This is a genomic window from Viridibacterium curvum, from assembly GCF_039544165.1.
Taxonomy (GTDB): Bacteria; Pseudomonadota; Gammaproteobacteria; order Burkholderiales; family Rhodocyclaceae; genus Viridibacterium; species Viridibacterium curvum.
In genome coordinates, this window is the sequence record NZ_BAABLD010000008.1 from 222,619 (window position 1) to 242,708 (window position 20,090).

Sequence of the window (20,090 nt, forward strand, 5' to 3'; positions counted from 1 at the left end):
CGAGAACAGCAGGGAGGGAAGAGCCTGGCTCAGCCCAGCAGCAGCTTGGCGCTGGCGAGCACTTCTTCGGCGACTTCAACAAGCTTGCGACCGCGCTCCATCGCCAGCTTGCGCAGGGCGTGGTAGGCCTCGTCCTCGCCCATGCCGCGCGCCTTCATGAGCACACCCTTGGCACGATCCACGATGACGCGCTCGGACAGCTTGCGCTGCGCTTCGTCGCGCTCGCGGCGCAGGGCCATGAACTCGTCGAAGTGTGCTGTCGCCACGCGCAGCAGCGAGCTCAGCTTTGCGGGCTCAAGACCATCGACCACATAGGAAGACACGCCGGCCCGCATCGCCTGGCGAATAGCATCGTCGCCACTGTCCTCCGAGAACATCAGCACGGCGCGCGGAAAGCTCGCGTTCATGGCTGCAATATGTTCCAGCGTGTCGCGGCTGGGCGAGTCAGTGTTGATGAGCACGACGTCGGGCTGAACATCCTGGATGCGCTCGACAAGCCCGAACGCGTCGGGCAGCACAGCAGCCACCATGTGGCCGGCGCGCGTCAGGCCCTCGCATATTTCCAATGCGCGTTCCTGAACCTCGTCGATAACCAGAATCTTGAGCATGCCCATCCTCGAACCATGCAACCCCGGCTCGCGCCGGATCCTTGAAGCGGATGCCATTGTAGCGATTGTCAGCGCGCAAAACGCGTGCCTGCTTCACGCGCCGACCAGCGCCCCGGAGCGTGTCCACATTCATCCGATGGTTGCGCGGGCACTGAATTGCGCACGGAACAAGGCACGGGGCTTGCCATACTGCGTTGCGCGCCTCGTCTGGCAAGCCCCGCATTTCAACGCAATCCGCTGGGTGACTGTGAACACGCCCTAGTCCTGAAGGTAGTCCCCCAACAGGCTGCGGGCCAGATCCTTGCCATCCACCCACAGCGCAGCCCCCTCCGGCACCACCGTCATGCCCTCGCGCAGCAAACGCTGCCCGCGCATCACGTCGGCCCGCAATCGAAGGGAGGGTGCGATGTCCAGACCAGCCTCCAGCACCTCGCCATCGCGAGTCGCAACACTCCTTGCGGCTGCAATGTGGCGCCGATAGGCCGCAAAAGCCTCCTCCGTGGCCAGCCCTTCCTCAACGCGCGCCCAGGCTGCCACGGCAGCCACGCCCTCCTCGCGCCCCGTCGCATGTACGACGCCCAGACGCATCGCCCGCCAGCTCAAACCATCGTTGTGCAGGCTGGCGGCAATCGAGCGGCCCTGTACGTCCCACGCGCCGAGAATGCGCAGCGACGCCACCACGCCCTCGCGGCGCACATGCAGCGTCGCCCCCAAGGGCACGGCTCGTTGCTCGGCGCGGAACTCGCGAAAGTCGAAACCGCCCAGCACGCGCTGTGCGGCGCCGCTCTCCGCCACCTCCTCGAAACGCAGGTCCGTCACGCTGATGCGCGTGCGGTTCGTCGAGGTCGAATAGAGCCAGGCCTTGCACTGCACCGCGCCCGCTGGTGCCAGCTGCAGATTTGAACGCTCGACCGCCACGCCCTGCCCGCCCGTCACACGCAAGGCGTTTTCACCACCAATCAGGCGCTGCGCCGCGTCGTAGAAGTTGAGATAGAGATAGACGTCACCGCCCTGCAGCGCCGCCGTCAGGCGATAGCGTTTGCCGGCCTCCACCGCAAAGCGCTGCGACAGCCCCACGCCCAGCTTGTCGTCTTCATCAACAAGGCTCACCACCGGCTTGCCCGTGCGCTCGCTCACCGCAATCTGCGTGCTCTCGCCATTGGCTGCAAAGTCCTGCACCCAGGCACTGCTTGCGTTGAACAACTGCAAGGGCTGGTCGTCGAGCCAGAACTCCGCATCCGCCGGCAGGGTGAAGGCCGACTCCAGGCTCACATTGTTCGCCGTGTCATTCTTGATTGCACTCGCGAACAACACATCCGGCCCGTTCTGCACACTCGTGATGAAGGGTCGCAGGTGCAGCGCCTTCATGTGACCCGACCCGGCCTCCAGCGTCTTGTTCACGCCGTAGTAATCACGCCGCCCGTCCATCAGGAAGGTGATGATCGGCACATCCGCACCGCCGCCCAGATTGATCGCCAGCGGCGCCGTGTCATGCCCCGCCGTGTAACCCGCCTCGGCCGAACTGATGCCCACCTTGTGACCCATGTAATGCGCCAGCCGCTTCTCCGGCTCCACACCCCAGCGCTGCGAGATGAAGCGCGGGAACGGCCCCGCCAGCCAGGCACGTGCTGCCTCTGACGGCAAGCGCGTCGCGTAGTAGCGATACGGCGACTGATCTTCGCTGCGTCGCGCCGCCTTGCCCGACGCAGGCGCAAACCAGCCCGCCTCCACCACCTTGGCCTGGAAAGACTGCCCGTTGTTGAGCAGCCGGTCGTAGTCGCGACTGTGCACGCCCCCCAGACGCTGGCCCGGGCCGAACCAGTGCAAGGCAATGTCATGCCACAGATAGTTCAAGCCATCCTGCGCCATCTTTCGCGTCGCTGCGTCGCGCGACAGGTTGGCGATCAGCGCCAGATTGTCGAGGTCGACCTCGTAATAACCGGGACTCAGGAACTCGTTGATCCCGGTCTTCGCCGTATGCCGCAACCAGTCACGCAGCATCGTGCGCCCCTGCTGCGCCAGCCCCTCGTCCCCCGTCGCCTCGCCCAGCGCAATCAGGTTCCAGCTCTTCATGAGGTAGATGTTGGTGTAACTGATCGCCACCGCGTGCCGCGTCAGCCCTGTGCGCGCCAAAGACAGCACCTCTGTCAGCGCCGCCTTCTGCGCCGCATCCAGCCGGTCGCCAAACACCAGCGGCGCAATCACCAGCCGCCGCATCGCGAACTCGATGCCATTGCGATCCACCAGCTTCGTGTCGCCGTAGTACCAATGCATGTTGCCGTAGGTGCGGCTCGTCGCATCGCGATCAATCATCGACGACAAGCCCTGCAGCACGCGCAGCGTGCGCTCTGGCCGATGCCCGATTGCCACCGCATCGAGCACGTAGTCCGCCAGGTCCGCCGATTGCACGCGCAACCGTGGGCGATCCCCCTCGAAGAATCGCACCCAGCGCCCGTCCAGCGACGCCGCCATGCTCTCGCGCAAAGCCGCATCGGCCTGCCAGCGTGGCAAAGGCTCCTCGGCAGCCTGCACCATCCCCGACACCATCAGGCCACACAGCACGAACAGGACGTGGAACAAGCAGATACGCATGCCAGAACTCCGGACTCGACTAGTGCCGCGCATTCTGCGGCCATGCCGCTGGCCGGGCAATCCGGGCGCGCCACACGGCGCACCGCTACACTGACCTGCAATCCAGTCCTGCTACGCCGCCAACGTGAATCGCACGGCCCCTCGCACCACGCAAATTGCCCTCATCGCCCTGCTGCTGACCAGCACCAGCGTGCATGCGGACACGAAGCCGACAACAAAGCCCCCCGCCACCGCCTGCTGCCGCATCGACGACCGTGCCGTCAGCGCCACACAGTTCGACGCCTTCGTCCGCGAACTCAAGACCATCCCCGGCACCCAGCTCAACGCCGAATCACCGCGCGGCCTCTACGCCTCATACAAAGCCAGCGCGCCCAATGGCAAGAAGTATCTGGTAACGCTGGATGGCACGCGCCGCACGGCGCGACAGATGCCGGAACGATAGCCCCCCTGAACGCTGCGCCCGCACAAGACGCAGTCAACAGGCGTATGGCATGCTCGACGCCGCGCCACCACCTCTGCATCGCGTTCAAACGACCATCAGGACACCATGAATCTGCTCAGATCCCTCTCGCTCTCCACCCTGACTGCCGTCACCCTCGCCGGCTGTGCCAATCCCCCCGCCGCACCCAGAGTCCCCGACAGCCCCGGCGCCGACGCCCTGTTCCAGCAGTTCGTGAAATGCGATGACGCCGTGTTCAGGCACATCACGCAAAACGCCGAGGCCCTCAAGACCTACGGCGAGATCGAAGCCCACAGCAGCGGCGGCAACTGGTTCGCCACGAAGTCGCCCGACAACGGCCCCAGCAGCCGCACTGCCGTGTTCAAGACGCCGATGACCATCAACGGCCTCACCGTTACCGGTGTCCTGCTTTCCCACTTCCCCAGCTACGGCAAGGACGACCGCCCCGACGACTACTGGGGCTTCTACCTCAGCAACGACCCGCGTACCGTCCTCACCGCCATGCGCGCGCGATACCGCGTCTTCATGCTGGACTTCCCGGGCGTCGGCATCATGCCGGTCGACCTCCGGTACGTAACCGAAAGCCCGGACAAGTACTACTCCGTCGGCCTGTCGGCCGAAACCACCAACGACATCCCCGGCGCACGAACCCTGCTCACCTGCTCGATCCAGCGGAAGTTCGGTTCGCTGAAGAAGTAGGCAGCCCGGCTCTGTCACAGCAAAAGGCACCCGTGGCACCCGATGCTGTTCCCTTCAGAGTTTGACACCCCCGATATCCTCATTCCCGCGAAGGCGGGAATCCAGCGTCGTTTGATAAGTCACGGGATTCCCGCCTTCGCGGAAATGACGGCCAAGGGGAGTAACACCTTGGCGGAACAACCAGCCTCAGCCGCGCCCCCGCATTGAAATGCCCGGCAGTACGATGCGCCCTCAACACCTCGATCCCGGAACCCACATGACCCACGACGAAGAACTCGCCCTGCTCGCCAGGCAGGAAGACGCCCTGCAGTTCGACAGCTTCAACGCCCGCACCGCATGGCAGATCGGCCACATCCTCGTCGAACTGCTCGAAGCCCGCGGCAAGAAAGCTGCCATCAGCATCGGCCTCACGGGGCAACAGCTCTTCTACTACGCCATGCCCGGTACGACCCCCGACAACGGCGAATGGGCACGGCGCAAACGCAACGTCGTCGAACGCTTCCACCGCAGCTCGTTCAGCTTCAAGCTCAACATGGAGAAGAACAACTACGAGCTCACCCCGCGCTACGGCCTCAGCCCGCTCGACTACGCGCTGTCACCCGGCGGCTTCCCGATCCGCCTCAAGGACACGGGCATCATCGGCAGCATCGGCGTCTCTGGCCTGCCACCGCGCGATGATCACGGCATCATCATCGAAGCGCTGGCGAAGCATTTCGGGTTGGAGATTGAAAGGTTGGCGTTGCCCGACGCCTGACGTAGGGTGAGCACGGTGTGCCCACGCGTGCCCCACACGCACGATCCCGTTTCCCGCACCTACGATTCAGACGCGTGGGCTCACCGAGCCCACCCTACATCCGCCCCTGATCTCGTCTGTCCAGAGTGAGTCGCACATGAGCCACTACCGCAGAGCAAGCGTCGCCGGCGGTTCGTTCTTCTTCACCGTCGTCACCTACCGACGCCGTCCGTGGCTCATCGAAGATGCCGCACGCACCGCACTTCGTGACGCCATCGAGCGCACGCGTGAAAAACACCCTTTCACCATCGACGCATGGGTCTTGATGCCGGATCACCTCCATTGCATCTGGACATTGCCGGCGAATGACGCCGACTTCTCGACACGCTGGGCGCTCATCAAACGAAGAGTCTCCTTCACGCTCGGGCAATCCCTCCACCTCGAAGCTTGGATGAGTCCCTCAAAAGAAAAGCACGGCGAAAGCACCTTGTGGCAAAGGCGCTTCTTCGAGCACACGATCCGTGACGACGCAGACTTCGAACGCTGCGCGAATTACATCCACCACAACCCCGTCAAACACGGTCTGGTTGAGCGCGTCGAAGACTGGCAGTGGTCGTCATTCCATCGCTACGTCCAACAAGGCACCTATGCGAAGGACTGGACTGGCGATTCGTCAGAAAGCATGCAAGGCGACGATATGTAGGGTGGGCACGGTGTGCCCACGCGGTTGTTAGATGTACGATTAGAACGCGTGGGCTCACCGAGCCCACCCTACCCGGCTTGTGTTGATACGCCTTCCAAGGAGTATCGTTGTTCGCCATGAGCAAAGGAATCTCATCAAAAAATACACGGTGTGCTTGCGGCAGTGGGAAGAAGTATCGCCACTGCTGCCAAGGCAAGCCGTCAATGGTCGTTTCACCAACGAGCTCGCTTCTCACACAAGCGGTTCTGCAAACTTTTCAGCAAACCCAAAAATCTGAAACCTCGAAGAAGATTCACGAATCGCTAAAACGAAGACAGTTGGCCGAAAAAGCCAAGAAGATTTTTCGCGAACGAGATGAGCGAGAGCGTGAGTTTGTTGCCCAATACGGGCACGCACGTCCACCGTTGGCAATCAAAGCATTCGGGGACAAAATGATGGTCGCCATAGGAGGCGGCCTCTACCAGCAGACAAGAGAGGGCATCTATACGTTTCTAGATGCGATTCACGATCATGCACTGCATTTCTTTGGCGAGCCCATGCTTGAGGCCGAAGAAAGAAAGCCGCTCAACGAACGACATCCTGCACTTCAATGGATGGCGGCCTACGTTGAGAATCACAACAAAGTGATCGCCAGTGACAATGTTGGTCTAAAGACATCACAGATTGGGGCTGGTGCTGCTTGGTATCGCTTTGCATATGATCTGTACACGATTCGAGACAACGCCAAGCTAGAAGCTGAACTGAAAAGGCGATTGATCAACGCTGATGAATTTCAAGGCGCCCGCCACGAGCTTTGGGTCGCAGCGTTAAGTGTCGCGGCGGGCTTCACGCTGGAGTTTGAGGACGAGTCCAACAACTCAACGAAGCATCCAGAGTTCGTAGGCACCAATAAATTTTCCGGCATTCGCATAGCGGTGGAAGCCAAAAGCCGTCGCAGAAAAAGTGCTTACGGCTACATGGGTGGTAAGGACATTCAACCGGGGGAAATTGTCGACATTCGGCAATTAGTCGTTGATGCCTTTACGAAGAAGAATGACTTACCACTCTACGTATTCGTCGATGTAAACCTGCCCTCTGCGGACACCGAAACCTATCAAAGATGGCTAGATGAAATTGACCAAACCATGGCAGATCTCGCTCAAGAAGGCTACGCAGACCCCGCACCCGCGAATGTTGTTTTCTTCAGCAATGATCCATCTCACTACCTGAGAGACGAACAAATCGGGAAACCCCAAGATTGCCTTTGGATTAAGCCTTTTGAAGCAACAAATCCTGCAACCCCTCACCCAGAGATCAATGACGTTGCAAGTCTGTATATGAACGCGTGGCGTCAACGGGCCGTACCGCCAATAGACTTTCCAAACCTCGACTGACACAGGTTTTCACCGCACGTCTTGCCAAAGAAAAGGGCACCGAAGGCGCCCTTTTCTTTGAAGCTAAAGTAACTCAACGCGGCAAAACACTCGCCCCCATCAGGAACGCATCCACTTCACGCGCAGCCTGGCGGCCTTCACGGATCGCCCACACCACCAGCGACTGCCCGCGACGCGTATCCCCCGCTGCGAACACCTTGGGCACGTTGGTGGCATAGCAGCCCACGCCGTCCGTCGTCGCCTTGGCGTTGCCGCGTGCGTCCTTCTCGACACCAAAACCTTCGAGCAGGCCGGCGACCGGGTTGACGAAGCCCATGGCGAGGAAGACAGCTTCGGCGGGGATTTCCTTCTCCGACCCGGGCACTTCGCTCATCTTCATCTGGCCGGTCTTTTCGTCCTTCTTCCATTCGACCACGGCGGTGACCATGGACTTGAGCTTGCCGCCTTCGCCACGGAATTCCTTGGTGGTGATGGACCAGGCGCGGTCGCAGCCTTCTTCGTGCGAGGAAGAGGTGCGCAGCTTGATCGGCCAGTAGGGCCACACGAGGGCCTTGTTTTCCTGTTCGGGCGGCTGGGGCATGAGCTCGAACTGCAGCACGCTCTTGGCGCCCTGGCGGTTGGAGGTGCCAACGCAGTCGGAGCCGGTATCGCCGCCGCCGATGACGACGACGTTCTTGCCGGTGACCTTGAGCTGGTCCTTGAGCTTGTCGCCGGCGTTGACCTTGTTCTGCTGCGGCAGGAACTCCATGGCGAAGTACACGCCTTCGAGTTCGCGGCCCGGCACGGGCAGGTCGCGCGGTACTTCGGAGCCGCCGGAGAGGATCACGGCGTCGAAGTCCTTGAGCAGTTGCTTCGGGCTCACCTTTTCCTTGGCGTCGTTGCCGATGCCCTTGGGCAGGTCGGCTTCTCCGACGTACACGCTGGTCTTGAAGGTGACGCCTTCTGCCTTCATCTGCTCGACGCGACGGTCGATGTGGCTCTTCTCCATCTTGAAGTCGGGGATGCCATAGCGCAGCAGGCCGCCGATGCGGTCACGCTTTTCGAACACGGTGACGTCGTGACCCACACGCGCGAGCTGCTGTGCGGCAGCGAGGCCGGCGGGGCCGGAGCCGACGATGGCGACCTTCTTGCCGGTCTTCTTCGCAGCGGGTTGCGGCACGACCCAGCCATTGCTCCAGGCCTTGTCGATGATGGCGTGCTCGATGGACTTGATGCCCACCGGGTCGGCGTTGATGCCCAGCGTGCAGGCGGCTTCGCACGGTGCCGGGCAGATGCGGCCGGTGAACTCGGGGAAGTTGTTGGTCGAGTGCAGGACGTCGATGGCTTCGCGCCAGTTCTGCTTGTAGACCAGGTCGTTCCAGTCCGGAATGATGTTGTTGACGGGGCAGCCGTTGTTGCAGAACGGAATGCCGCAGTCCATGCAGCGTGCGCCCTGGATCTTGGCCTGGTCGTCAGTCAGCGCGAGCACGAATTCCTTGTAGTGCTTCTTGCGCGCCTCGGGGGCTTCGTAGCCCTCGTCCTGACGTTCGAACTCCAGAAAGCCGGTTACCTTTCCCATTTCTCTCTTCTCCCCAGTTCTCAGACGGCCGCGGTTTCGGTCTTGCCGCGTGCAGCAACGGCAAGTTCCTTGAGCGCACGGCGATATTCTTTCGGCATCACCTTGACGAAGGCTTCACGCGAGGCTTCCCAGTTCTCCAGCAGGGCCTTGGCGCGCATGCTGCCGGTGTAGCGGAAGTGGTTCTCGACGAGGCGCTTAAGGATGACTTCGTCCTCTTCGCCCTTGCCGCCACGCGTCACGGCGTGCCAGATGTCGCGGTCCACGGTCTCGGCCTGCTTGGCGGCGGGCAGCACGCCTTCGAGGTCGACCATGGCGGTGTTGCACTTGCTGGCGAACTGGCCGTCCGGGTCGTAGATGTAGGCCACGCCACCCGACATGCCGGCCGCGAAGTTGCGCGAGGTCTCGCCCAGCACGACGATGGTGCCGCCCGTCATGTATTCGCAGCCGTGGTCGCCCACGCCCTCGACGACTGCTGCAGCACCCGAGTTGCGCACTGCGAAGCGTTCGCCGCCGACGCCGTTGAAGTAGGCCTCACCGGCGATGGCACCGAACAGCACGGTGTTGCCGACGATGATGTGCTCGGGGCCGAAGCCACGGAAGTCGTTGGGGCAGCGCACGATGACGCGGCCGCCCGAGAGGCCCTTGCCGACGTAGTCGTTGCCTTCACCGACGAGGTCCAGCGTGACGCCGTGCGCGAGGAAGGCACCGAAGCTCTGACCCGCCGTGCCGTTGAGCTGCACGTGGATGGTGTCATCGGGCAGGCCTTCGAAGCCGTACTTCTTGGCGACTTCGCCCGACAGCATGGCACCGACCGAGCGGTTGACGTTGATGATGGGCTGGATGAAGGAGACGCGCTCGCCCTTCTCCAGCGCGGGTGCGGACTTCTCGATGAGCTTGTGGTCGAGCGCCTTTTCGAGCAGGTGGTCCTGCTTGGAGATGACGCGACGCGGCGACTCCACTTCGGGCACATGGAAGATCTTGCCGAAGTCGAGGCCTTGCGCTTTCCAGTGCTCGATGGCTTTCTTCTTGTCGAGCAGGTCGGCGCGGCCGATGAGGTCGTCGAACTTCTTGATGCCGAGTTGCGCCATGAGTTCGCGCACTTCTTCGGCGATGAAGAAGAAGAAGTTCACCACATGCTCGGGCTGGCCCGAGAAGCGTGCACGCAGCACCGGGTCTTGCGTGGCGACGCCGACCGGGCAGGTGTTGAGGTGGCACTTGCGCATCATGATGCAGCCTTCGACCACCAGCGGTGCAGTGGCGAAGCCGAACTCGTCGGCGCCGAGCAGCGCGCCGATGACGACGTCGCGACCCGTCTTCATCTGGCCGTCGGCCTGGACGATGATGCGGTCACGCAGGCCGTTGATCATCAGGGTCTGTTGCGTCTCGGCCAGGCCCAGCTCCCAGGGCGAGCCGGCGTGCTTGATCGACGACAGGGGCGAGGCGCCCGTGCCGCCGTCGTGGCCGGCGATCACGACGTGATCGGCCTTGCACTTGGCGACGCCTGCAGCAACCGTGCCGACACCGACTTCGGAGACGAGCTTGACCGAGATGTCAGCCTTCGGATTCACGTTCTTCAGGTCGTGGATCAGTTGGGCCAGGTCTTCGATGGAGTAGATGTCGTGGTGCGGCGGCGGCGAGATGAGGCCGACGCCGGGCACCGAGAAGCGCAGCTTGCCGATGTATTCCGACACCTTGCCGCCGGGCAGCTGGCCGCCTTCACCGGGCTTGGCGCCCTGGGCCATCTTGATCTGGATCTGGTCGGCAGACGTCAGGTACTCGGTGGTCACACCGAAGCGGCCCGAAGCGACCTGCTTGATCTTGGAGCGCAGCGAGTCACCTTCCTGCAGCGGAATGTCGCGCTCGATGACGTTCTTGCCGATGACGCTGGCGAGGGTCTCACCCTTCTTGATGAAGATGCCCTTCATCTCGTTCTTGTAGCGCGCGGGGTCTTCGCCGCCTTCACCGGTGTTCGACTTGCCGCCGATGCGGTTCATGGCGATGGCGAGGGTGGAGTGCGCTTCGGTGCTGATCGAGCCGAGTGACATGGCGCCGGTGGCGAAGCGCTTGACGATCTCCTTGGCGGGTTCGACTTCGTCGATGGACACGGCCTTGGCCGGGTCGAACTTGAACTCGAACAGGCCGCGCAGCGTCATGTGGCGCTTGCTCTGGTCGTTGATGATCTGGGCGTATTCCTTGTACGACTGGAACGAGCCCGAGCGGGTCGAGTGCTGCAGCTTGGCGATGGCGTCCGGCGTCCACATGTGCTCTTCGCCACGGATGCGGAAGGCGTATTCGCCACCGGCGTCCAGGGCGTTGGCGAGCACGGGCGAGTTGCCGAAGGCTTCTTCGTGCAGGCGCAGGGCTTCTTCGGCGACTTCGAAGATGCCGATGCCTTCCACATTCGACGGCGTGCCGGCGAAGTACTTGTTGATCAGTTCCTTGTTGAGGCCGATGGCTTCGAAGATCTGCGCGCCGCAGTAGGACATGTAGGTCGAAATGCCCATCTTGGACATGACCTTGTTGAGACCCTTGCCGATGGCCTTGATGTAGTTCTTGATCGCCTTTTCGGGGCCGAGGTCGGCGGGCATGTCCTTGGCGAGGTCGCGCAGGGTTTCCATCGCGAGGTAGGGATGCACGGCTTCGGCGCCGTAGCCGGCAAGCAGGGCGAAGTGGTGCACTTCGCGCGCCGAACCGGTTTCGACGACCAGACCCGTCAGCGTGCGCAGGCCCTGCTTGACGAGGTGCTGGTGGATCGCAGAGGTCGCCAGCAGCGCAGGGATGGCCACGTTCTCGGCGCTGATCTTGCGGTCAGACACGATGAGGATGTTGTAGCCCGAACGCACGGCCTCGGCCGCTTGCGCGCACAGCGAAGCGAGACGCGCTTCGACGCCTTCCTTGCCCCAGGCATACGGGTAGGTGATGTCGAGTTCGAAGGACTTGAACTTGTTGTCGGTGTAGGTCTCGATGTGGCGAATCTTCGCCATGTCCTTGAAGTCGAGCACGGGCTGCGACACTTCGAGACGCATCGGCGGGTTGATGTTGTTGAGGTCGAGCAGGTTCGGCTTGGGGCCGATGAAGCTGACCGTCGACATCACCAGGGCTTCGCGGATCGGGTCGATCGGCGGGTTCGTGACTTGCGCGAACAGTTGCTTGAAGTAGTTGTAGAGCGGCTTGAGCTTGTTGGACGTGACGGCCAGCGGCGAGTCATTGCCCATCGAGCCGATGGCTTCTTCGCCACCCACCGCCATCGGCGCCATCAGGAACTTGGTGTCTTCCTGCGTGTAGCCGAAGGCTTGCTGGCGGTCGAGCAGCGAAGCGGCGGCTTCGACTTGCGGCTCGGGGCCGTCGACTTCGTCGAGCTTGACCTGGATGCGCGAAATCCACTCGCGGTAGGGCTTGGCGTTGGCCAGCGCGTCCTTGAGTTCCTTGTCGTCGATGATGCGGCCGGCTTCCATGTCGATGAGGAACATCTTGCCGGGCTGCAGACGCCACTTCTTGACGATCTTGCTGGCGGGCACGGGCAGCACGCCGGCTTCCGACGCCATGATGACGAGGTCGTCGTCGGTGACGATGTAGCGCGCCGGGCGCAGGCCGTTGCGGTCCAGCGTGGCGCCGATCTGGCGGCCGTCGGTGAAGGCGATGGCGGCGGGGCCGTCCCACGGCTCCATCATCGCGGCGTGGTATTCGTAGAACGCGCGACGGTTCTGGTCCATCAGCTCGTGCTGTTCCCAGGCTTCCGGGATCATCATCATCGCGGCCTGCGCCAGCGGGTAACCCGCCATGGTCAGCAGCTCGATGCAGTTGTCGAAGGTCGCGGTGTCGGACTGACCGGCATAGGCAATCGGGTAGAGCTTCTTGAGGTCTTCCGACAGCACGGCCGACTTCATGACGCCTTCGCGGGCGCGCAGCCAGTTGTAGTTGCCCTTCACGGTGTTGATTTCACCGTTGTGCGCCACGAGGCGGTACGGGTGGGCCAGCGGCCATTCGGGGAAGGTGTTGGTCGAGAAGCGCTGGTGGACAAGCGCCAGTGCGGAGACGCAACGCGGATCAGCGAGGTCCTTGTAATAGACGCCGACCTGGTCGGCGAGCAGCAGGCCCTTGTAGATGACGGTACGCGCCGACATCGACGGCACGTAGTACTCGGCACCGTGCTTGAGCTGCAGGTTCTGGATGGCGTGGCTGGCCGTCTTGCGGATGACGTAGAGCTTGCGCTCCAGCGCCTCGGTGACCATCACATCGGGGCCGCGACCGATGAAGATCTGGCGGATGACGGGTTCCTTGGCGCGCACGCGCGGCGACATCGGCATGTCACGGTCAACCGGCACATCGCGCCAGCCGAGAACAACCTGGCCTTCGGCGCGCACGGCGCGCTCCAGCTCCTGCTCACAGGCCAGGCGCGAAGCTGCTTCCTTGGGCAGGAACAGCATGCCCACACCATACTCGCCAGCGGGCGGCAGCTTGATGCCCTGCTTGACCAGTTCTTCGCGGTAGAAGGTGTCAGGAATCTGGATCAGGATGCCCGCGCCGTCGCCCATCAGGGGGTCGGCACCCACAGCACCACGGTGATCGATGTTCTTCAGGATCTGCAGGCCGCCCTGAACGATCTCGTGACTCTTCTTGCCCTTGATGTGGGCCACAAAGCCCAGACCACAGGCGTCGTGTTCATTGGCGGGGTCGTAAAGCCCCTGTGCTTGCTTGGTCATCCATCCACTCCTGGCTAAATTCCCAGTCGGGCGCGGGCCGCACCGACTGACACAGGCCTGAAATATAAGACCAGCCACCCTGCATTCCAAGAAATAACAAATGGGGTCAGGTTAAATTAAATTAAGGCCCTTCTTCGGTGCGGGAATTAATTGGGGACACATTGAAAAGCGCCAGATCAGTGCGTTGTCGGCTTGCTTGGGCGGCGGTCTCCCAGCAAACCCGCCGCCCCCTTTCGCCATTCAAACACGCCCGCTCCAGCCACCTCTTCCAAGCCACGAAACCGATCTGTTTTTTCAACAAAATCAATAAATTCCGAGCAGAACCCATCCGCCTATCGGCGAGAAACGGGTAACCCTCGGCCGGCGCTGTTGCGCCAAGCAGAAAGTGATAGAACGTTCGCGTTGCACAACAGAGAGGTCGATCATCATGAAAAAATCCTGGGGAGTCGTTGCCATTGCCTTACTGGCCGCAGCCGGACTGATGGCAGCCACCCTGCCGAACAGCGGCAAGGATGCCGCTACGGTTGACGCCATCAAGGATGGGCTCTACCTCGTGGAATCCGTACCGGACGGACGCCACATCACGCTTGTCTGGGGAGAGAAGGAAGTCAAGGTCGGCATCCGTGGCATCGAGGTCGACGCGATCACCACGCCGACCGGCGAAGAAAGTGCATCGGTACTGCGACGCGACATCCTCGGCATCAAGGTGCTGGTGCGTGATGCAGCGGCGCTGGGCGACGGCACCTACGAAGCGGAAGTGCAGCTGGAAGGACAAAACATTGCCGAGCGCCTTGTTTCTGCCGGGCTGGCCACTGCAACGCAGGACGGCCCCCTGAAAGACATGGAGCGCGCCGCACGCAGCGCCAAAGCCGGCAACTGGGCGCCGCCCGTAACCGTCGAACAGCCCACGGACGCGCAAAGTGCCGCCCCGGCCGACGGCGCGAAGTAAACCTCAGTCCGGCGGCTGCTTGCGTGGCCGCCCCTTGGGCAATGGCGCAATACGGCGGTTTGCCCCCGCCTCACTGGCCAGATCGGCCTCACCCAGCATCCAGCTGCGGTGTGCGGCGTGACGCAGGTCCGCCAGCTCGTCACTGCCGGGCGTGGCCTCGACCAGGGCGCGATAGGCGGCCTGCCGGTCAAAGGGCGTGTTGCCCAGGGCCCAATAGCCGGCGTGATCAGTGACCAGTGGGTCCGTCGCCAGCCCGAGGTGATGACGACAACTGGACCATGGGTAGTGCGCCGCCTCACCGACGATACCCGCGCGCACCGGGTTCTGTTCGATATAGCGATAAGCCGGCAAGAGCCAGGCGACGGGTTCGATCACCGTCGACCGGTAACGCCCATCCCACAGCGTGCCGCTGCGCGCATGGCGGTTGTTGAAGTAGCGTACGTAGCGCCGCCCAAGGCGCTGCATCATTGCGCCGACCGCGCCCGCTTCAGGCGGCGTGGTGAGGATATGCAGGTGATCCGGCATCAGTACATAAGCGTGAATGGGCACAGCAGACTCGCGCGCGGACTCGCGCAGCATGTCGCGGAAAGCGCGGAAGTCGGCTTCGTCGACGAAGATCGTGCTGCGATTGTTGCCCCGCTGCAGGATCAGCTGCGGCAGGCCAGGGATGTGGAGACGCGGCAGGCGGCTCATGACCGGACGCCGTCATTCCCGCGCAGGCGGGAATCCAGTGTCGTTTGATCGCCGCGGAAAAGTCGCTGGATTCCCGCCTGCGCGGGAATGACCATGCGCGGGTTGGCGCACAGAACCAGAGTCTGACTCATTCGCCGATGGAGAACAGCCGGCGATGCTCCTTCATCGCGTAGCGGTCGGTCATGCCGGCGATGTAGTCGGCAACCGCCCTCGCCTTTTCTTCCTGCGCCTTGCGCTGGTACTGCGGCGGCAGCAGGCGCGGGTCGTCCATGAAGGCGCGGAACAGCTCCTGGATGATGCGCCTGGCCTTGGCCATCTCGCGCAGCACCTTGTAGTGCCAGTAGAGGTTCTCGCGCAGGAAGCGTTGCAGTGCCTGCAGCTCGGTCTTCATCTCGGGCGAGAACGCGACCAGCGGTTTGCCGGCGGCGCGCACATCGTCCAGCGTCTGCACGCCAGCATCACGGATATTGGCTTGCGTGGTCGCTATGAGATCGAGCGAGAAGGCGTTGATCATGCGGCGCACGGTTTCGTGCGTGAGGCGACGTTCATCCAACTGCGGGTACTGCGCCTTGACGGCATGACTGTGGCGCGCAAAGGCCTCGACGGCTTCGAGCTGCTCGATGTTGATGAGGCCGGAACGCAGGCCGTCGTCGACGTCGTGGTTGTTGTAGGCCACGGCATCCGCAAGGTTGCAGAGCTGGGCTTCGAGCGAGGGCTGGGTCTTGTCGATGAAGCGACGGCCCAGATCGCCCAGCAATGCGGCGTTCTTCAGCGAGCAGTGCTTGAGGATGCCTTCGCGCGTCTCGAAGCAGAGGTTGAGGCCGTTGAATTCGGCGTAACGCTCTTCGAGCAGATCGACGATGCGCAGCGATTGCAGGTTGTGTTCGAAACCGCCGAACTCGGCCATGCATTCGTTGAGCGCGTCCTGCCCTGCGTGCCCGAAAGGCGTGTGACCCAGGTCGTGCGACAGGGAGATCGCTTCGACGAGATCTTCGTTGAGGCCCATCGCACGCGCCAGCGAGCGGCCGATCTGTGCGACCTCGATGCTGTGCGTGAGGCGCGTGCGGAACAGGTCGCCTTCGTGATTCACGAAGACCTGGGTCTTGTATTCGAGGCGGCGGAAAGCCGTGGAGTGGATGACGCGGTCGCGGTCGCGCTGGAACTGGCTGCGCGAGGGCGGCGAAGGCTCGGCTACCGTACGGCCGCGTGTGTTGGAATCACTGACGGCGTAGGTGGCGAGCGTCGTCGTCATTTGCAGCAGGCCTCGATAGCACCTTCGATCTGCGCGATGCTGGCGGCATCACTGATGAAGGCCTCGCCGATCTTCTTCAGCAGGATCAGGCGCAAGGCGCCATCCGCCACTTTCTTGTCGTGGCGCATGTATTCAATGTAGCGCGCTGCGCCACCCAGCGACGGGCCCTTGGTGGGCAGGCCGGCCTTGTCGAGCAGGCGCACGACACGCTGCACATCGGCGGCGCTGAGGTAGCCCATGCGCGCCGAAAGTTCAGCGGCCATCACCGTGCCCGCCGCCACGGCCTCGCCGTGCAGCCACTCGCCGTAGCCCATGCCGGTTTCGATGGCATGGCCGAAGGTGTGGCCGAGGTTGAGGTGGGCGCGTTCGCCCTGCTCGGTTTCGTCGGCGGCAACCACAGTCGCCTTGATGCGGCAATTCCACTCGACAGCTTCAGCCATGAGAGTCTGATCGCAGGCAAGCAGACCATCCATGTTCTGCTCCAGCCATTCGACGCGGCTCGCATCACGGATCAGCGCGTGCTTGATGACTTCTGCCAGCCCTGCGCGCAACTCGGCAATCGGCAAGGTCTTCAAACTACCCACGTCAGCCAGCACCAGCTTCGGCTGGTAAAACGCGCCGATCATGTTCTTGCCCAGCGGGTGGTTGATTGCCGTCTTGCCGCCCACCGAGGAATCGACCTGCGACAGCAGCGTCGTCGGGATCTGGATGAAGGGCACGCCGCGCTGGTAGCAGGCGGCGGCAAAACCGGTCATGTCGCCGACTACGCCACCGCCCAGCGCGATCATCGTGATCGAGCGCTCGGCACGTGCTTCGAGCAGCCCGGTGAAGATGAGGTTGAGCGTTTCCCAGTTCTTGTTCGCTTCGCCATCGGGCAGCACGATGGGCGTCACCTTGACGCCGGCGGCTTCCAGCGATGCGGTCAGCGGCGCGAGATAGAGCGGCCCCACCACGTCATTGGTGACGATGGCGACGCGCGGACGCTTGAGATAGGGCTTGATCAGCTCGGCCTGCGTCAGCAGGCCGCTGCCGATGTGGATCGGATAGGCGCGGTCGCCCAGCGCTACGTCGAGTGTGCGCACTGTTTTTCCCATTCCTTGAGGATGCGCGTCAGCGCAGCCTGCGAGTTGTTGCGGGTGCCATCCACGATGAGGTTGGCAATCTCGCGGTAGAGCGGATCGCGCTGCTCGCGCAGGCCGTCGAGCTTGGCGCGCGGATCAGCCACCTGCAGCAGCGGACGATTGGTGTCGTGGCGTGTGCGTTCGAGCAGCAGGTGCGTCGGCACGTCGAGGTAGATGACCCAACCCGAGCCGGACATGGCGGCGCGGTTGCCAGGGTCGAGAATAGCCCCGCCGCCCGTCGCGACCACAATCCCGGTCTGTTGCGACAGCTCGTCGATGACCTGCGCTTCGCGCTTGCGGAAGCCGGCCTCGCCCTCCATCTCGAAAATGACGGGAATGCGCACGCCGGTGCGGCGCTCGATCTCGTGGTCAGAGTCGACGAAGCGACGCTCCAGCCGGCGCGCCAGCGCACGGCCGATGGTCGTCTTGCCTGAACCCATCAGGCCTACCAGATAGAGGTTGCACGTGCTGTCGAGAGTCACGGGCGGATTTTAGCCGACATCCACAACAGGCGCCGCCCTGCGCGGCGACGTCATTTGCGGCGGAACACCAGATCCCATACGCCATGCCCCAGGCGCAGGCCGCGCGCCTCGAACTTGGTCAGCGGGCGGTAATCCGGCTTGGGCGCGTAGTCGGCCGCGGTGTTCTGCAGCAGGGGCTCGGCGGAGAGGGTTTCGAGCATGAACTGGGCGTATTCCTCCCAGTCCGTCGCGCAGTGCAGGTAGCCGCCGGGCGCAAGCCGGCTGGCCAGCTGCGCCACGAACGCGGGCTGCAGGATGCGGCGCTTGTGGTGACGCTTCTTGGGCCAGGGGTCGGGAAAGTAAACGTGGATTCCCGCCAGCGAATCAGGCGCCAGCATGTCGCGCACGACTTCGGTCGCATCGTGCTGCATGACGCGCAGGTTCGTCAGCTGCTGCTCGTCGATGAGCTTGCACAGGTTGCCCACGCCGGGGCCATGCACTTCGATGCCGATGAAATCGGTATCGGGCCGCCCCGCCGCAATCGTCGCGGTCGTGTCACCCATGCCGCACCCGATCTCCAGCACCACAGGCGCGGTGCGGCCGAAGGTGGCGGCGTAATCCAGCGTCTCCTTGCGATAGGGAATCGCGAAGCGCGGCAGCAGCTCGTCCATGTAGCGCTTCTGCGCGTCGGACATCCGCCCCTGGCGCAGCACGAAGCTGCGGATGGGTTGGGTTGAGAAGCGAGGGGTATCTTCAGTGCTCATGAGAAACGTGTCGCCGTCGTGGCGTCAGTGAGTCAGTCGGAATCAGATCAGCGCTTTGCGATCCGGGAACGCTTTGCGCCAGAAGTGCAGTTCATAGCGCTCGCGCAGTCCATGCACCCAGAACGGGTCCGTCTGCATGAGAGCTTCAACGGCAGCGCGGCTTTCCGCCTCGACTAACCACATGCCGCCATCAGGCTTGGCGCCCGGCGATTCGCGCAGCGAGCCCCCGATCAGCACGACATCTTTGTTAGCGTCCAGCCAGTCGACAGGCGCCTGCAAATATTGCTCGCGCACGGCAAGCTGATCTGCACGGTCGTAAAAGCGGACAACGTAGAGCATCAGCTGCCAATTAGTCCGGTAGTCGGCGAGCTCGGCGAGGCCGAGTAGAACTTCTTCGGCATGCGGCCAGCCAGGAATGCCTCACGCCCGGCCTCGACGGCCTTCTTCATCGCGCCTGCCATCAGCACGGGATCTTTCGCCGCCGCGATGGCCGTGTTCATGAGCACGCCGTCACAGCCCAGCTCCAGCGCGATGGCGGCGTCCGACGCGGTGCCGACGCCGGCGTCGACGATCACGGGCACCTTGCTCTGCTCGATGATGAGCTTGAGGTTCCAGGGGTTGAGAATGCCCATGCCAGAACCGATCAGCGAGGCGAGCGGCATGATGGCGACGCAGCCGATCTCTTCGAGCATGCGGGCCTGGATGGGGTCGTCGGAGCAATACACCATGACCTTGAAGCCGTCGCGGACCAATGTCTCTGCCGCCTTGAGCGTCTCGGGCATGTTGGGGAACAGCGTATGCGGGTCACCCAGCACTTCGAGCTTGACCAGATCGTGCCCGTCGAGCAGTTCTCGGGCGAGCCTCAATGTGCGCACGGCTTCATCGGCGCTGTAGCAGCCGGCGGTGTTGGGCAGGTAGGTGAATTGCGACATGGGCAAGGCGTCGAGCAGGCTGGGCTCGCCCGCGTTCTGGCCGATGTTTACGCGGCGCACGGCAACGGTGACGATCTGCGCGCCAGAGGCGTCGATGGCGCGGCGCGTTTCGTCGAAGTCCTTGTACTTGCCTGTGCCGACAAGCAGGCGTGAGGAGTAGGACTTGTCGGCAATCAGCAGCGGATCATTCATGAGCGTTTCAGACATTCGAGGCCAATGCGGAAAGTGGAATCGTGGAGCAGCGGTGAAAGAGGGGCGACTCAGCCACCGCCGACCGCGACGACGATTTCGAGCCGGTCACCGTCTGCCAGCGCAGTGGCCGCATGCGCACCGCGCGGCACGATGTCGCCATTGCGCTCGACCGCCAGGCGCTTGCCGACCAGTTCGAGCGACTCAAGCAGGGCCAGCACGGTACAACCGGCAGGCACCTGGCGGGGCTCGCCATTGAGGGTGACTTCGAAGTGGGACATGCGGGGCGCGGCGCCGGAC

Annotated in this window: 18 protein-coding genes; 6 read left to right on the top strand and 12 right to left on the bottom strand. The window is 63.0% G+C overall.

The window, feature by feature from the left end:
• Positions 1-29: 29 nt before the first annotated feature.
• Together ABEA02_RS08725 and ABEA02_RS08730 are read right to left on the bottom strand one after the other, a co-directional pair.
• A complete protein-coding gene (locus tag ABEA02_RS08725; protein WP_345532518.1) occupies positions 30-608 on the bottom strand; it encodes an ANTAR domain-containing response regulator in 579 nt (192 codons plus the stop codon).
• A gap of 258 nt (positions 609-866) precedes the next feature.
• On the bottom strand, positions 867-3,200 hold the full coding sequence (locus ABEA02_RS08730) for a hypothetical protein (protein WP_345532519.1): 2,334 nt from the start codon (positions 3,198-3,200) through the stop codon (positions 867-869).
• Positions 3,201-3,324: 124 nt separating this feature from the next.
• Here ABEA02_RS08730 and ABEA02_RS08735 point away from each other — a divergent pair, with 124 nt between their 5' ends.
• From ABEA02_RS08735 to ABEA02_RS08755, 5 genes are all read left to right on the top strand, one after another.
• Positions 3,325-3,642 carry a hypothetical protein gene (locus ABEA02_RS08735; RefSeq protein ID WP_345532520.1) on the top strand — a complete coding sequence of 106 codons (318 nt, stop codon included), beginning with the start codon at positions 3,325-3,327 and terminating at the stop codon, positions 3,640-3,642.
• Between the two features lie 105 nt (positions 3,643-3,747).
• Entirely contained in the window at positions 3,748-4,359 is a 612-nt protein-coding gene (locus tag ABEA02_RS08740; protein ID WP_345532521.1) for a hypothetical protein, read from the top strand.
• 256 nt (positions 4,360-4,615) lie between these two features.
• On the top strand, positions 4,616-5,113 hold the full coding sequence (locus ABEA02_RS08745) for a heme-degrading domain-containing protein (RefSeq protein ID WP_345532522.1): 498 nt from the start codon (positions 4,616-4,618) through the stop codon (positions 5,111-5,113).
• Between the two features lie 136 nt (positions 5,114-5,249).
• Complete coding sequence (locus ABEA02_RS08750) at positions 5,250-5,795, top strand: REP-associated tyrosine transposase (protein WP_345532523.1); 546 nt, start codon at positions 5,250-5,252, stop codon at positions 5,793-5,795.
• Between the two features lie 116 nt (positions 5,796-5,911).
• Positions 5,912-7,168 carry a YecA family protein gene (locus tag ABEA02_RS08755; protein WP_345532524.1) on the top strand — a complete coding sequence of 419 codons (1,257 nt, stop codon included), beginning with the start codon at positions 5,912-5,914 and terminating at the stop codon, positions 7,166-7,168.
• Between the two features lie 73 nt (positions 7,169-7,241).
• Here the strand turns inward: ABEA02_RS08755 and ABEA02_RS08760 are convergent, their stop codons facing one another.
• Together ABEA02_RS08760 and ABEA02_RS08765 are read right to left on the bottom strand one after the other, a co-directional pair.
• A complete protein-coding gene (locus tag ABEA02_RS08760) occupies positions 7,242-8,726 on the bottom strand; it encodes a glutamate synthase subunit beta (protein ID WP_345532525.1) in 1,485 nt (494 codons plus the stop codon).
• 20 nt (positions 8,727-8,746) lie between these two features.
• Positions 8,747-13,429, bottom strand: coding sequence for a glutamate synthase-related protein (locus ABEA02_RS08765; RefSeq protein WP_345532527.1), 4,683 nt, complete (start codon positions 13,427-13,429; stop codon positions 8,747-8,749).
• A gap of 427 nt (positions 13,430-13,856) precedes the next feature.
• Between ABEA02_RS08765 and ABEA02_RS08770 the strand changes: the two genes are divergently transcribed.
• On the top strand, positions 13,857-14,378 hold the full coding sequence (locus ABEA02_RS08770) for a thermonuclease family protein (protein ID WP_345532528.1): 522 nt from the start codon (positions 13,857-13,859) through the stop codon (positions 14,376-14,378).
• Between the two features lie 3 nt (positions 14,379-14,381).
• Here ABEA02_RS08770 and ABEA02_RS08775 read toward each other — a convergent pair whose 3' ends face one another.
• The 8 genes from ABEA02_RS08775 to thiS form a co-directional block, all read right to left on the bottom strand.
• Positions 14,382-15,071, bottom strand: a complete 690-nt coding sequence (locus ABEA02_RS08775; RefSeq protein ID WP_345532529.1) for a transposase — start codon at positions 15,069-15,071, stop codon at positions 14,382-14,384.
• 127 nt (positions 15,072-15,198) lie between these two features.
• Complete coding sequence (locus ABEA02_RS08780; protein ID WP_345532530.1) at positions 15,199-16,323, bottom strand: deoxyguanosinetriphosphate triphosphohydrolase; 1,125 nt, start codon at positions 16,321-16,323, stop codon at positions 15,199-15,201.
• Positions 16,320-17,405, bottom strand: coding sequence for a 3-dehydroquinate synthase (gene aroB, locus ABEA02_RS08785; protein WP_345532531.1), 1,086 nt, complete (start codon positions 17,403-17,405; stop codon positions 16,320-16,322). The genes ABEA02_RS08780 and aroB overlap by 4 nt, the downstream gene beginning before the upstream one ends.
• A complete protein-coding gene (locus tag ABEA02_RS08790) occupies positions 17,387-17,926 on the bottom strand; it encodes a shikimate kinase (RefSeq protein ID WP_345532532.1) in 540 nt (179 codons plus the stop codon). The genes aroB and ABEA02_RS08790 overlap by 19 nt, the downstream gene beginning before the upstream one ends.
• Positions 17,927-17,976: 50 nt before the next feature.
• A complete protein-coding gene (gene trmB, locus ABEA02_RS08795) occupies positions 17,977-18,669 on the bottom strand; it encodes a tRNA (guanosine(46)-N7)-methyltransferase TrmB (protein ID WP_345532533.1) in 693 nt (230 codons plus the stop codon).
• A 42-nt stretch (positions 18,670-18,711) separates the two neighbouring features.
• Entirely contained in the window at positions 18,712-19,008 is a 297-nt protein-coding gene (locus ABEA02_RS08800; RefSeq protein ID WP_345532534.1) for a YciI family protein, read from the bottom strand.
• Complete coding sequence (locus tag ABEA02_RS08805) at positions 19,008-19,793, bottom strand: thiazole synthase (RefSeq protein WP_345533622.1); 786 nt, start codon at positions 19,791-19,793, stop codon at positions 19,008-19,010. Before ABEA02_RS08805 ends, ABEA02_RS08800 begins: the two co-directional genes overlap by 1 nt.
• Before the next feature lie 68 nt (positions 19,794-19,861).
• Positions 19,862-20,071, bottom strand: coding sequence for a sulfur carrier protein ThiS (gene thiS / locus ABEA02_RS08810; RefSeq protein ID WP_345532535.1), 210 nt, complete (start codon positions 20,069-20,071; stop codon positions 19,862-19,864).
• Positions 20,072-20,090 lie beyond the last annotated feature (19 nt).

Bases quoted from the DNA above. Each gene is read 5' to 3' on its own strand.
- ABEA02_RS08780 (WP_345532530.1), bottom strand. From the start codon at position 16,323: ATGACGACGACGCTCGCCACCTACGCCGTCAGTGATTCCAACACACGC.
- ABEA02_RS08740 (WP_345532521.1), top strand. From the start codon at position 3,748: ATGAATCTGCTCAGATCCCTCTCGCTCTCCACCCTGACTGCCGTCACC.
- thiS (WP_345532535.1), bottom strand. From the start codon at position 20,071: ATGTCCCACTTCGAAGTCACCCTCAATGGCGAGCCCCGCCAGGTGCCT.
- ABEA02_RS08755 (WP_345532524.1), top strand. From the start codon at position 5,912: ATGAGCAAAGGAATCTCATCAAAAAATACACGGTGTGCTTGCGGCAGT.
- ABEA02_RS08750 (WP_345532523.1), top strand. From the start codon at position 5,250: ATGAGCCACTACCGCAGAGCAAGCGTCGCCGGCGGTTCGTTCTTCTTC.
- ABEA02_RS08770 (WP_345532528.1), top strand. From the start codon at position 13,857: ATGAAAAAATCCTGGGGAGTCGTTGCCATTGCCTTACTGGCCGCAGCC.
- ABEA02_RS08775 (WP_345532529.1), bottom strand. From the start codon at position 15,071: ATGAGCCGCCTGCCGCGTCTCCACATCCCTGGCCTGCCGCAGCTGATC.
- ABEA02_RS08730 (WP_345532519.1), bottom strand. From the start codon at position 3,200: ATGCGTATCTGCTTGTTCCACGTCCTGTTCGTGCTGTGTGGCCTGATG.
- ABEA02_RS08760 (WP_345532525.1), bottom strand. From the start codon at position 8,726: ATGGGAAAGGTAACCGGCTTTCTGGAGTTCGAACGTCAGGACGAGGGC.
- ABEA02_RS08800 (WP_345532534.1), bottom strand. From the start codon at position 19,008: ATGCTCTACGTTGTCCGCTTTTACGACCGTGCAGATCAGCTTGCCGTG.
- trmB (WP_345532533.1), bottom strand. From the start codon at position 18,669: ATGAGCACTGAAGATACCCCTCGCTTCTCAACCCAACCCATCCGCAGC.
- ABEA02_RS08805 (WP_345533622.1), bottom strand. From the start codon at position 19,793: ATGAATGATCCGCTGCTGATTGCCGACAAGTCCTACTCCTCACGCCTG.
- ABEA02_RS08745 (WP_345532522.1), top strand. From the start codon at position 4,616: ATGACCCACGACGAAGAACTCGCCCTGCTCGCCAGGCAGGAAGACGCC.
- ABEA02_RS08725 (WP_345532518.1), bottom strand. From the start codon at position 608: ATGCTCAAGATTCTGGTTATCGACGAGGTTCAGGAACGCGCATTGGAA.
- ABEA02_RS08765 (WP_345532527.1), bottom strand. From the start codon at position 13,429: ATGACCAAGCAAGCACAGGGGCTTTACGACCCCGCCAATGAACACGAC.